This is a genomic window from Longimicrobiales bacterium (assembly GCA_035764935.1).
Taxonomy (GTDB): Bacteria; Gemmatimonadota; Gemmatimonadetes; order Longimicrobiales; family RSA9; genus DASTYK01.
This window is the reverse complement of the sequence record DASTYK010000025.1, coordinates 1-13,341: the sequence shown is the minus strand read 5'-3', so window position 1 is coordinate 13,341 and position 13,341 is coordinate 1. Positions and strand designations below refer to the sequence as shown.

The 13,341-nt window shown below is 69.2% G+C and carries 11 protein-coding genes; 10 read left to right on the top strand and 1 reads right to left on the bottom strand.

Features of this window, described 5'->3' with window-relative positions; genetic code table 11:
• The first annotated feature begins 180 nt into the window (after positions 1–180).
• The gene (locus VFU06_01770) at positions 181–384 is read left to right on the top strand and encodes a hypothetical protein (protein HEU5208112.1); all 204 of its coding nucleotides are present in this window, start codon (positions 181–183) and stop codon (positions 382–384) included.
• Positions 385–430: 46 nt separating this feature from the next.
• On the opposite strand, the gene VFU06_01765 is transcribed toward VFU06_01770, so the two are convergent.
• Positions 431–3,235, bottom strand: a complete 2,805-nt coding sequence (locus tag VFU06_01765; protein HEU5208111.1) for a hypothetical protein — start codon at positions 3,233–3,235, stop codon at positions 431–433.
• A 210-nt stretch (positions 3,236–3,445) separates the two neighbouring features.
• Between VFU06_01765 and VFU06_01760 the strand changes: the two genes are divergently transcribed.
• The 9 genes from VFU06_01760 to VFU06_01720 form a co-directional block, all read left to right on the top strand.
• Entirely contained in the window at positions 3,446–3,718 is a 273-nt protein-coding gene (locus tag VFU06_01760) for a type II toxin-antitoxin system VapB family antitoxin (protein HEU5208110.1), read from the top strand.
• The gene (locus tag VFU06_01755) at positions 3,715–4,098 is read left to right on the top strand and encodes a type II toxin-antitoxin system VapC family toxin (GenBank protein HEU5208109.1); all 384 of its coding nucleotides are present in this window, start codon (positions 3,715–3,717) and stop codon (positions 4,096–4,098) included. Before VFU06_01760 ends, VFU06_01755 begins: the two co-directional genes overlap by 4 nt.
• Positions 4,099–4,189: 91 nt before the next feature.
• Positions 4,190–4,621, top strand: coding sequence for a hypothetical protein (locus tag VFU06_01750; protein ID HEU5208108.1), 432 nt, complete (start codon positions 4,190–4,192; stop codon positions 4,619–4,621).
• A 183-nt stretch (positions 4,622–4,804) separates the two neighbouring features.
• A complete protein-coding gene (locus VFU06_01745) occupies positions 4,805–5,404 on the top strand; it encodes an RNA polymerase sigma-70 factor (GenBank protein ID HEU5208107.1) in 600 nt (199 codons plus the stop codon).
• A gap of 115 nt (positions 5,405–5,519) precedes the next feature.
• Positions 5,520–6,527, top strand: coding sequence for a FecR domain-containing protein (locus tag VFU06_01740; GenBank protein ID HEU5208106.1), 1,008 nt, complete (start codon positions 5,520–5,522; stop codon positions 6,525–6,527).
• 51 nt (positions 6,528–6,578) lie between these two features.
• A complete protein-coding gene (locus VFU06_01735) occupies positions 6,579–9,713 on the top strand; it encodes a TonB-dependent receptor (protein HEU5208105.1) in 3,135 nt (1,044 codons plus the stop codon).
• Between the two features lie 11 nt (positions 9,714–9,724).
• Positions 9,725–10,942, top strand: a complete 1,218-nt coding sequence (locus VFU06_01730; GenBank protein HEU5208104.1) for a hypothetical protein — start codon at positions 9,725–9,727, stop codon at positions 10,940–10,942.
• A complete protein-coding gene (locus tag VFU06_01725) occupies positions 10,942–11,499 on the top strand; it encodes a hypothetical protein (protein ID HEU5208103.1) in 558 nt (185 codons plus the stop codon). Before VFU06_01730 ends, VFU06_01725 begins: the two co-directional genes overlap by 1 nt.
• Positions 11,496–13,341 (top strand): hypothetical protein (locus tag VFU06_01720; protein ID HEU5208102.1); only part of this gene is annotated, 1,846 nt, incomplete at its 3' end. The genes VFU06_01725 and VFU06_01720, both read left to right, overlap by 4 nt.

Here is a 13,341-nt window from a genome sequence, read left to right as displayed (position 1 = left end):
CTTCGGAAAAGGCAGGCATCCGGCGGCGCTGAACTTCGGCGACTGCTTCTCGTACGCGCTCGCGCAGAGCACCGGTGAGGACCTGCTGTTCATCGGCGACAACTTCGCCCGGACGGACGTGAGCGCTGTTCTCTGAGCGATGCAGCGTCATCGTGCGCGAGCGGCCCGCCGTCGGCCGTGATGAGCGACTCCCGATTCATCGTTGACGAGCTGCCGTTGCTCACGCTGACCGAGCGCGCGCTGCCACTTTCGTGGACGCGGGCCCCGTTCGACCGCCTGCTCGTGGCACATAGCCGTGCGCGACGCTCCCCGTTCTGTTCGGTGGATCTGACGATCAGGCGCAATCATTCCCTGGTGCCGCGCGAGCTGGCACTTGCATCCTGACACCAGACACCCTGGCTCGATCGACTATGGCAGTGCCCAGCGTGACTCACGGTTCATTCGTCGCCCCCGGCAGATACTCGTATCCCAGCGCCGAACAGATGCGGGCCGGCACTTCCGCGCCGCTCTCATCCACCAGGCGCAGCACCTCGAAGCTGTGCGCGGCCGTTGCCTCACCCTCGCGGTACGCGCGGGCGTAGAGATAGCCTTCGAGGTCTGTCCAGTTGCCTGCGAGTAGCGCGACACGTCCGTCCGCATCCACGTGGTACTCGAACTCGCCCGGGAAGCTGGATCCACCCACGCCGCCGAGGATCACGCGCTGCCGTCCTTCCACGGGCAGGAAGCTCGCATCGCCGATGTGCACCAGTGCGGCGAAGTCGGGGCCGCCCGGCACGCGCGACTCGTCCTCGTCAGCGACCGTGGCCGATGCGATGGCGTGGTACTCCAGGTAGAGCATCTCGTCGAGACGCGTGGAATCGTCGGGAACGATCCGGACATAGTCGCGCCAGCGCAGGACGGCGCTTGCGGAGGTCGCGCTCGTGTTCGTCACGGATACCGCCAGGTCGTCGAATTGCGCGCGCAGGATCTGCACGTCAGCACCGTCTGCACGCGTCGTCAGACTGCTGTCGACTTCCAGCAGCCTGGTGGCGAAGTTCGTCTCCTCCAGGATCCACGCGGGCACCGTGCACATGTCGCCGACTTCGACGCTCGCCGCAGCGACCTCGAGCGGGAACGGCAGGGGCACACCGAACAGCTCCGCGTGCACGAATGCGTGGAATGACTGGTTGCCCAGGTGCTCCTCCAGGAAGTCTGTCTCGCACTCGAACGACGTCTTGCCGCTGCTGCCTTCGACTTCCACGCACGACGGCCGGCCGGGTCCGAGCGTGAAGCCCGCGTCGTCCTCGTGCTTCCAGAAGAACTCGACCCTGTCGACGGCGTACCGGGCGAGATAGTCCACCGGGTCCAGCTCAACGGTGAACGTGGCCATCTCGCCCAGCGCCGTGCTGTCGCCGGGATCCACCTGCTCCGGCGTGATGGTGAACGTCCCTTTCGGCGATGTCGCGAGCGTGTCGTCGATCTCGACCAGGTTGAAGCTCGCGCCGAGATCCGTGCCGAGCAGCTCGCCGAGTTTCTGGATCGCCGAAGCCAGGTCCTCGCCCGCACCGATGTTGGCCAGGAACTGCAGGTCGAACGAAGAGGCGTACGCCGTGTCCTCCACCTGGTAGTGCGTCGTCGCAAGATCCACGGTCTGCTTCAGTCCCGCCGTTGCATCGACGAGCTCGAAGGACAGCGCGTCGGTGAACAGGCTGCCCAGGAACGGTCGCGCGAACACGAACGCGTGCGCACCGAGTACCACGCGGAATTGCTCGCTCGGATCCGGTGCAACGAATTCGAGGCTGCCGTCGCGCGTCATGTCGAAGGTGTCGAGGCCGCTGCAGGCGCCGCCGCCCGGGCAGGTGACGCCCAGCTCGACGGTCGCGGTCGCATTCGCAGAAATGTCGAAGCCTACCTGCGCGACGTCGACCTGGCCGTCCAGCGTGAAGCCGAAGCCGAGCGGTACCTGCAGCCCGTAGAACAGCGAGATGATGCCCGTCGTCGGGACGGTGAACGTCTTCACGACCGTCTCGCACGTTGCCTCGCCCGTGAACGTCGCTTCGAAGACGGGACGGTAGCCCGCGTCGGCCGTAACGGTACCGGCCACGGCGAGTCGCTCGAGGCCGTTCGCGTAACCGATCTGCAGATACAGCCTGGGGTCGATGTCGAGCGTCGGCGATGGCAGGTCCAGCGAGGGCAGCGCACCGTCGGCCGTGCACTCGAACCGACCGAGCGAGAACTCGGTCTCGGCGGTCGCGAAATGGCCGGGCAGCCCGACCCCCGGTCTGCGCATGCCTGACTGCGGGGCGAGAGCGTCCGTGCGCTCCACCATCGGGATGCTCTCGTCGATGCGCAGGTCCTGGAACAGCTCGTCGAGCGGCATCAGTGCGACGACCAGCTCCAGCTCGCCGCCGACGTCGTTCGTCTGAACGACCCTGCCCGCGAGCGGCTGCGCGCCCGTGCCGATGACGACGTCGCCCACCTCCGGTGCCACACCCGTCACGCGAACGCGGTACTGCCAGCCCGGCCCATATTCGGCGGCGGGGTCGACGGGCTCGATGCCGCTCACGATCTGTTCATCGGATATCAGCACCGCGTCGGCGACAGGCGCTGCGACGAGCACTACGGCCGGCGCGGACGCGATCCCGTTCGCGCTCGCGGTGATCATGGCAGAGCCGACCGCCGCCTGCGCGGTCGCCATGCCGGCGGCGTCGATCGCAAGCGTCGTGTTGTCATTCGACGTCCACGTCACCTGCGTCGCCGCGGTCGGCGCGCCCTGCGCGTCGTACGCCCGCACGGCGAACTGCTGCGTAGCCCCGGCGCCGGGCAGCAGTGCCGCGGCGGGAACGATTTCGATCCGCACAGGCGCCTGGCCACTCAGCACCGTGGTCGGCATCGCATCCGACTGCACGTTGCCGCTCGCCGCGCGGATCGTGACGTCACCCGCATACCCCGTGAGCGTGACCTGCACGGTCGCGGCGCCATTCACGAGCTCGACGCTCGACGGCGAGAGCGTGCCGGCGGACGTCGTGAGCGTCGCCGTGCCATCCCACGCCGTCTCCGGCCGCCCTGCCTCGTCCAGCGCAGTGACAGTCAGCGGGAACGCCTGCCCCTGCAGGACGGAAGCGGGGATCTCGACCTCGAAGGCAGCGGGCGGATCGTCGCCCGGACCGATCGGGGGCGCGGTCGCGTCATCGCTGCACGCGGTCAGGACGAGCAGGGTCGCTGCCAGTGCAAATGCGCGGGGAGCGGGCTTCACGGTGACCATCCGTTTTCGGTTGCGAGGGGCTGCCATCCCCACAATGCGTGCGAGCCACCGGATCGGGATCACTACATGGGAGTCCTCCTGCGCTCACCCGGACTGACATCGGGCAGCGCGGGACTGGTCGAGGAGCGACCTTTCCGATGACACATTGCAGATGGTAGATTTACGGTGTAGTTACACCATAAAACCGTGAGGCCAGCTCACATGGCGCTGAACATCAAGAACCCCGAGGTCGAGCGGCTCGCGGAGGAAATCTCGCTGCTGACCGGTGAGTCGAAGACGGAGGCGATCCGGCAGGCACTCCTCGAACGCCGTGGACGTCTGCGCGAGCGTGTTACACCGGCGGCGCGTCGGGCGCGCATCGAATCATTCCTGCGCGCCGAGATCTGGTCGCGCATCCCCGCGGATCAGCTCGGCCACGCCCCCGATCGAGCGGAACGCGAGCGCATCCTTGGCTACGGCCCGGAAGGCGTATGATCGTCGACTCCTCTGCGCTGCTGGCGATCGCCTTTCGAAAGGATGGCTACCAGGCCCTGGTGGACCAGCTCCTGGCCGGCGAAGGGGTCGCCGCCGGAGCACCGACACTCGCCGAAACCGGGATCGTCCTGAGCGCTCGCCTGGGCGATGCTGCACCGGGGCTGCTGGAGCGTCTGCTGGACGAGTTCGAAATACAGGAGATCCCGTTCGGCGAGGTGCACTGGCGCGAAGCGGTGGACGCGTTCCGGCGCTATGGCAAGGGACGTCACCCGGCTTCGCTCAACTTCGGCGACTGCATGACGTACGCGACGGCGCGACTCGCGGGTGAGCGGCTGATGTATGTCAGCACCGACTTCGCCCGAACGGATGTCGGTGCCTGACTCCACGTGACGCTCGAGCGATTGGCACACCCCACGCGTGTTGTCCGGGTCTACCATGGAAGCGCCCCGCACCGGCGACTATCTTGGAGCCATGGACAGCGAGACCCACGCCGCGCTGGCGGCACTGAGCAACCGGATGGACGAAGGCTTCGCAGAGATGCGTGCCGGCTTTGCGAGGGTGGACCGCTTCTTCGAGCTGCAGCAGCTCCAGTTCGTCGAATGGCGTGCCGAACTGCGGGGCGAGATGGCCGAGCTGCGCACCGAACTGCGCGGCGAGATGGCTGCGCTGCGTGGCGAGATGGCTGACCTGCGCCAGCGCGTGGATGCGCTCACTCACCGTGTCGCTCGCCTGGAGCACGAGGTGCTGCTCCTGCGTGACTACGTGACCCGCGAGCTCGCCGGGATCCGCCTCGAGCTGCGCGACCTGCGCACCCGCTCGCTGAACGCCGACGACGACCTGCGTCGCGACGTCGCTGCCCTTACGGTTCGCGTGGAAAGACTCGAGGAGCGGCAGTCGGACTGAGCAGTCTCCGATGAACATGGTGATCGACACATCGGCGCCGTCGATCACGCGACCTACCCATCGCCCGCCTTGCCCGACCCCACCCACCCTGTTACGAATACCTCATCCGATCACAATCGAGACACGCGCCGTTCGCCCGCTCCTGCCCGCGCAGGCACGTGCGCGCACGGCCGGCTTCATCGCATGGCCCGAGAGCTGAACATCACACCGTCGGACGCGCGCACGCCCGGGTACTCGGACGCCGAGCTCGTGCAGCGCATCCGTCACGGCGACGAGGCCGCCTTCGAGGCGCTGTTCCTCGCGTACTACGAGCCGCTCTGCCGCTTCGTCGCCGGGTATGTGTCCGCGCCGGACGTCGCGGAAGAGGTGGTGCAGGGGGTGTTCGTCCGGATCTGGGAGAACCGCGCCACCTGGCTCGTGCGCAACGGGCTCAAGCCCTACCTCTTCCAGGCCGCACGCAACGGCGCGCTGAACCAGCTCAAGCACGAAACGGTGAAGCGCAGCTTCGCCGAGCGCGTCGTGCGCTGGGGCAGCCGGCCGGGCGCGGCGCAGGCGGATCCCGGGCCCGAGCTGACGCAGGAGGGCAGGGACTTCGCTGCGGCGGTCGCAACGTCCGTCGCGCAACTGCCGCATCATTACCGTGACGTGCTGCTGCTGCGCGCACGGCACCAGATGACGCACGCCGAGATCGCGCGCGTGCTCGATCTGCCGATCAAAACCGTGGAGACGCGCGCGCGCCGCGGGCTCCAGCTGCTGCGCCGCATGCTGCCGCAGTTCTTCTAGCGTCCCTTCACTTCTCACGCCCGCGTTTTCCGGCCGCCGGACCCTGGTTGAAGGGTTTTCGGCGGCTGTGTTGTCTCACTCCTCGAAGCACCCATGCAACGAACAGGAAGCGGTGTTGGGAGACGACTCCATCTGGACGGCGATCGAGCGTGTGCTCGCGGGCGACGCGACCGCTGAAGACGAGCAGCGCGTCGCGCGCTGGGCACAGGCCGATCCGGAGAACGAGGCGGAGCTGCGTCGGCTGGAGGCGGCGTGGCAGATCGCGGCGCGCAGCGGCCGGCACTATGACGCGCGGCGCGGCTGGACGGCGCTGCGCGCACGACTCGACGCCACCGGCAGCGAAGCGGTCAGCGGAGTGACGGGGCCGCGGCGGAAACGCGGTCCGCTGCACAGTCCCGCACTCCGGTGGGCCGCACTCATCGCGCTGCTGCTCGGCGCGGGCGTGCTGGTCGGCCGCGCACTCCCCGACGCACCGGCCGCGGCCGTGCTGCTCGCGCAGCAGGTTTCCACCGGGGCCGGCCAGCGCGCCACGGTCCGCCTGGCTGACGGCTCGACGGTGGTGCTGGGGCCGCTCAGCACGCTCAATGAGGCGGCCGGTGCGGACGGCGAGCGCGCGCTGGAACTGACCGGCACCGGCTACTTCGACGTCGTGCACGACCCGGAGCGGCCGTTCACGGTCGTGTCGCAGGGTGTCGAGACGCGCGTGCTCGGCACGACGTTCGGCGTGCGCGGCTACGACAGCGGCGTCGAGGTGCTGGTCGAGTCGGGTCGTGTGCGCGTGCGAGCGGGCGATTCCGGCGATGGCGTGACGCTGCGGCCCGGACAGATGGGCACCGTGCACCAGGACGGCAGCGTCACGGTCCGCTCGCAGATCGACGTCTCGGCGCGGCTCGACTGGCGCGAGGGGCGTCTCTACTTCGAGCAGGCGGCGCTGCGCGACGTCGCACGCGAGCTGGAGCGGTGGTACGGCATCGACGTCGTCATCACCGATTCCGCGATCGCGTCATACCCGCTCACTGCGACGCTTGCGGACGGCGACATCGAGACGGTGCTCACGATCGTGAGCCGGTCGCTCGGCATCGAGCATTCGTTCGACGGACAGACAGCAGAGTTCCGGCCGTAACGCCCCGGGCGGCAGACGCGCCCGAGGGTGTCACTCCCACGGAGGACAGGCATGCACGACGCAATCTCCACACGATGGCTGCGCCCGACTCTCGTCGCCGCGGCGCTCGCGCTCGGCGCGGGCGAGGCGTGGGCGATGCAGCAGTACCCTGATGTAGCGGTGCGCGCGGAGACGCAGGAGCGACTGACGCCGCCGCTGGAGCGCGGCATTGCCGTCCGCTTCCGCGACACACCGCTGGCCGATGCGCTGCGCACGGTGGCGCGCGAGAGCGGTGTCTCGATCGCGTTCAGCGATCGCCTGCTTCCTCCCGTCCGTGTCACGCTGCAGACGGAGAGCATGCCGGTGCGCGGGGTGCTGCAGACGTTGCTGAACGGTACGGGGCTGATGCTGGAGGTGCTGCAGAGCGGACAGGTGCTGATCCTGCCGCGCACCGCGGACGCGCCGATCGTCGGCATGGTCCAGGGGCGCGTCGTCTCTGCGTCCGACGGTCAGCCGATCCGCAACGCCGAAGTGCGCGTGATCGGCATGCCCGAGACGCACACGGTCGGCACGAACGGCTCGGGCGCGTACATCATCGCCGACATCCCGGCCGGCACGCACTGGGTCCGGGCGGAGGCGCTCGGCTTCGGTGCGGACAGCCAGAGCGTCACGGTGCGTGACGACGACGTCGCAACCGTCAACTTCCGCCTCGCCGTCGATGCGATCGCGCTCGATCCGCTCTCGGCGACGGTCTCGACGGGCACGCTGGTCGACACGGAGCGGCGCACGCTCGGCACCTCGATTTCAGTAGTCACCGCGGAGGAGATCGAGCAGTCCGGCGCGACGGAGCTGGTCGAGCTGTTCCAGGGGCGCGTGCCGGGCGTGACGTCGTTCACGCCGAGCGGCGCGAACGGCGCGGGCGGGCACATCCGCGTGCGCGGCGTGTCCAGCATCATGGGCGACCAGGCGCCGCTCATCTACGTCGACGGCGTGCCGGTCGACAACGGCTCGTCCGCGGGCAACCGTGCGGGCGAGGACGTGCTGGCACACCCGACCGTGACGAACGCCGGTGCCGGTGCGCACGTCCGGCTGCAGGAGATCCCGCTCGACCAGATCGAGCGGATCGAGGTGGTGAAGGGCTCGGCCGCGACCACGATGTACGGGTCGGAGGCGATCAACGGCGTGATCCAGATCTTCACAAAGCGGGGCGTGCCCGGCGACATGCGCATCACGGCGCGGGTCGAGCAGGGCATCTCCACTGTGAACCTGGACGATTCCTTCGTCGAGCGCTCGCCGTACGCGGAGCAGATCCGCAGCCTGTTCAGCAACCCGCACACGCAGCGCTACAACGTGCAGCTTTCCGGCGGCGAGAGCCGGCTCGCGTACACGCTCGGCGCCGATCACGGCCGCGACGACGGCGTCGTCATGGGCAACGAGGCGAGCGAGACGTCGGTGCACGGCTCGTTCAGCACGCTGGGCAGCGAGAAGCTGAGCCTGCGGCTGAGCGCGAGCCTGCTGCAGCGCACGTATTCCAGCCTGGACTACAGCGCGCTGTTCGACTTCGTCGACGTCAACGCGGAAGTGCCGGCGCCGCCGGGCATCGAATCGATGCAGGACGCGCTGGAGCGTGGGTCGCGCAGCGAGACGGACGTGCAGCGGGTGATCGCGTCGGCGAACCTGACGTGGCGGCCGCTGCCGATCCTGCAGAACCAGTTCACGGTCGGCCTCGATCGGTCGGACGAGCTGCAGCTCATGGCCGGGCAGCCGCTGCGCGACGCGTTCTCCTCGACGTTCCAGGCGGAGAACATCCGGCGCGACTTCGACCGACTGACCGGCCGCTACGTCGGTACGCTGTCGTACCCGGCGGAGGGGACGTTCACCTCGACGCTGAGCATCGGCGCGGAAGGGCAGCACAGCGAGGTGCGCAACCTGCGCATCCGCGGCGTCGGCCTGCCGTCGCCGGGCATCTCCGGCCTCGACTTCGCCGAGTCGATCACGAGCGGGCCGTACGCGCCGATCGAGCAGTACTCCGCGATCGCGACGGTCGGCTTCTTCGTCCAGGAGCAGGTCGGCCTCTGGAACCGGCTCTACCTGACCGGCGGCCTGCGCGCCGACGGCAGCTCCGCGTTCGGCGACGACTTCGGACTGCAGGTCTACCCGAAGATCTCGGCGTCGTACGTCGTCGAGCCGGTCGAGTGGTGGTCGGGCAAGCTGCGCGCGGCGTGGGGACAGTCGGGCAAGCTGCCGACGGCGTTCGCCAAGGTGCAGACCTACGCGCTCAGCCGCGGCACCTACTACGACCGGCCGATCGTCTCGCTCGCCGACTACGGCAACCCCGACCTGCGGCCGGAGCTCGGCACCGAGATCGAGTTCGGCATCGAGAACTACTTCCTCGACAACCTCGCCTCGCTCGAGGTGAACTACTGGCAGCAGGAGACCGAGGACGCGCTGCTGCGCGGCCGGATCCCGTTCATCGAGGGATTCAGCGCGCCGCTCATGAACGTGGCCGGGCTGAAGTCGTCGGGCATCGAGGCGATCGCACAGGTGACGCCGATCCGCACCGAGGACGTGTCGCTCACGCTCGGTGCTACGCTGACGCACCTGATCGACAACGGCATCATCACGAGCCTGGGCGGAGACAGCACGGCCGCCCGCGTCGGCAACCTCTACCTCGGCATGCAGGTGGGCGAGTCGATCAATGCGGTCACCTTCACGTCGCAGATCAACAACCGCCGCGTCTACTACGGCAGCCGCGAGCCGACCACGTACGGCGGCGCGCATGCGGACCTGCGCTACCGTCGGTTCCAGCTCTCGACCAACCTGTCGTTCGGCACGGGCGGCATCGGGCTGGACCACATCCAGGCGCAGGAGGACTTCGCGGCCGGCCTGATCACCAGCTCGTTCCGCACGTTCGACCCGCAGGTCGCCGAGGCGCGCTACCTGGTACCGACGGACTACCTGCGCATCGACGCGATCCGGCTCGCGTACGACGTGCCGCCCTCGCTGCTGCGCGGTGTCGAGTTCGCGCAGCTCTGGGTGCAGGCGCGCAACCCGTTCGTCTGGGACCGCTGGGCCAACGGTGATGCGACCACGATCTCGCCGGTCGGCACGGCCGGCGGCCAGGCGCCGCTCTACCTGGCGGGCACTCTCGAGCGCGGGTTCTCGACGCCGCGCAACTTCTCGCTCGGCGCGCGCGTGAGCTTCTGAGGAACGGACCCATGAAAACGACACTGAACCCGACAGGCTCGATGCCACGCGACACTGCCACACGCACGCGCACGCTCGCGCACAGCCTCGGCGCCATTGCGCTGATTGCGACGGTCGCCGGCGCGTGCGACCTCGACCTCGTCAACCCGACGATCCTCGCCCGTGACGAGGTCGATCCCAACCTGCTCGTGAACGGCGCGATCGAGCGCTGGATGACCGGCTGGAACAGCGGCGTCATCAGCGAGTGGTACGCGAGCGACGAGGCAATCGCGACGCCGGAGACGTCCGTCGCCAATGCGCTGCTCGACGAGACCGGTGACCTGAGCGCCAACGCGTCGTACTACTCCGGCTACGCGCTCTCGGAGATGCTGGACGGCCGGGAGTCGACGCGCATCGCGGTCGCGCGCGCGCAGGAGCTGTACGACGCCGCGGTCGACTCGGCGCAGCGGGCGCGCGCCGCGACCGCACTGCAGCGCGCCAAGGCGTACAACGCGTGGTTCGTGACCGGCATGGCGCGGCGTCGCGGCGAACAGCCGATCCAGCCGGGCGGCGAGCGGCTGAGCGAGGTGGCGCAGTACGAGCACGCGCTCGGCTACATGCAGGACGTCGTCGAGCTGGCGCCGGCGCCGACGGACAGCCTGCGCGTCTTCGCACTCGCGGGCAGCGCACGCCTGCAGTGGATCCTCGGCCAGGCCGGCAACGACGAGCAGCGGCTGCGCGCCGCGATCGCCAGCGCGGAGGAGGCGCTCGCGCTCAGCCCCGACCTGGTCTGGGCCTTCGCGTGGCCGTACGCCTACATCACCGACTGGTACATCAACAACTGGGGCATCGCGCTGCCGGGGCCGGGCTTCGAGGACATCCCGATCCCCGCGAACGACGCGACCACCCCGCCCGGCGACATGTTCGTCGATGCGGACGCGCTCTGGCTGATCATCGCCGACGCGCATCTGCGTCTTGGTGAAACGGAGGAGGCGCGGCAGGCGCTCGCGTCCACGCCGCTGCTGGCGACCAACCACGTCGGCGTCGCAGGGCGCGATCCCGACGGCGCGCCGCTCACGGAGGCCGAGATCGAGGCGTGGGCCGCGTCGCTCGACGCCGACGGCATCCGCCACGCGATCGACGAGCTCTGGCGCGAGAACTTCTACCTGCGCGGACACCGCAACCTTTCGAACACGGGCGCTCCGATCTTCCCGGTTCCCATGCCTGACGAAGCGCTGGAGATCCAGTAATGACGAATCGTGCTTTCATGCCGAAGCGCACGCGCATGCGGCGCGCCCTGGTGGCCGCCTGTGCCGCCGCGGTGCTGGTGTCGGGGTGCAGCGATCCGCTGTCGCCCGAACGCGACTTCCTGATCCGCACGCCCAAGCGCGTGACGACCGCGGCGCGGCCGGCGACGTTCCAGGCGTCCACGACGTCGACCGCCATGATGCTCTTCGAGTGGTCGCCCGCGCAGGGCGCCGACAGCTACACGATCACGTTCTGGCAGGGCGAGAACGAGGCGGAGATCGAGCGGCTGGAGGCGGACTTCTCCACGACGCTGATGAGCTTCGAGGTCAGCTCGCCGCAGATCACGGAAGTGCCGGTCAACCCGTCGAACCCGGATGACCCGCGCCGCGTGAAGCTCGTGCGCTACGAGGTTCCGCTCAGCGACGTCGCCGAGCTGCTCCAGGCGCAAGGGCTGCAACCGGGATCGGTGTACACACTGCTCTCCGTCTATGCGCGCAATGGTGGCGACGAGTGGCGCAGCTCGTCGCTCACGCCGGTGATCTTCCAGCTCCAGCCGTGAGCGGACGCCGGACACGCATCCGGGCACTCATCGGGGCCACGGCCGTGCTGACGGTCGTGGCCCCCGTCCGTGCCCGGGCACAGCAGGCCGATACGACGACGACGACGGTGCCACGCTCGGCGCGCGCGTCGTCGTCGCTGCCGCTCGAGGGGCGCGCCGTGCCGATCGATCGCACGGAAGGCTCCTGGATGTCGCTGGACGTGAGCCCCGACGGCCGAACGATCGTCTTCGACTACCTGGGCGACCTGTTCACGCTGCCGATCGAGGGCGGCACGGCAACGCAGCTCACCTCGGGTCTCGCGTTCGATGCGCAGCCGCGCTGGTCGCCGGACGGACGTCGCATTGCGTTCACCTCCGACCGCAGCGGCAGCGACAACCTGTGGACGATCGCGGCCGACGGCAGCGACCCGGTGCAGGTGACGCGGCTGGACGCGAAGCGCGTGGAATCGCCGGAGTGGACGCCGGACGGCGACTACATCGTCGCATCGATCGCGAACTTCCACGGACACAGCACGCCGCAGATCCACATCTTCCATCGCACGGGCGGCAGCGGCGCCGTGCTCGTGCGCGACGAGCGGCGCAAGGGGATCGGTGCGGCGTTCGGCGCGGACCCGCAGGTGCTCTGGTACGCGAGCCGGATGGGCGACTGGTCGTACAACGTCGATTTCCCGCTCTACCAGCTCTGGACGTTCGACTTCCGGACCGGTGCGACGAGCGAGCGCTCGTCCCGCTACGGCTCCGCGATGCGGCCGACGCTGTCGCCCGATGGACGCTGGCTCGTGTACGCGACGCGCTACGAGAGCGAGACCGGCCTGGTCCGCCGCGACCTGCGCACGGGCGCCGAAACGTGGCTGGCGTGGCCGGTGCAGCACGACGACCAGGAATCGGCGGCGACGCTGGACGTCATGCCGGGCATGTCGTTCACGCCCGACTCGCGCTTCGTCGTCGCGACGTATGGCGGCGGGATGTGGAAGGTGCCGGTCGAGGGCGGAGCGGCCGAGCGCATCCCGTTCCGCGTTCGGTTCGATCTCGCCGTGGGGCCGCGCCTCGACTTCGATGCGCGCGTTCCCGATGACAGCGCGTTCGCCGCGCACCAGATCCGCAACGCGGTCGCATCACCGGACGGCAGGCGGCTGGCCTTCGCGGCGCTCGACCGCATCTGGGTGTCGGCGGCGGATGGAACCGATGCGCGCCGCGTGACCGAGGGCACCGCGTCGGAGCACTTCCCGGTGTGGTCGCCGGACGGTCGCTGGATCGCCTACACGACCTGGGACCGCGAGGGCGGGCACGTCTGGAAGGTGCGCGCGAACGGGCGCGACGCGCAGCGGCTCACGTCCGAGCCCGCGCTGTACGCACAGCCCGCGTGGTCGCCGGACGGCACGCGCATCGTCGTGCTGCGCGGATCGGCACGCGAGTTCCTGCGCGCGTCCAATCCGTTCTCCGGCCGCTCCGGCATCGACGAGATCGTGTGGGTCCCGGCGGACGGCGGTGAGGCACGCCTGGTTGCAGGCGCGGACAGCCGCATCGCTCCGCATTTCCGGGCGGATCAGCCGGATCGTATCTACCTGCACAGCAGCGGCGACGGACTCGTGTCGATGCGCTGGGACGGGACGGACGAGCGCACGCACGTGCAGGTCAGCGGGACGTCCGGCCTGAACGACGTCACCCTGGTCTCGCCCGACGGCAGACACGCGCTCGCATCCCGCAACGACCAGCTCTACGTGGTGACGATCCCGGACCTCGGCGTCGAGGCGGCGACGATCAACGTCGCCAACGTCGCGAACGCGGCGTTTCCGGCGCTGCGCCTCACGGACGATCTCGGCGGCGAGTTCCCGAGCTGGT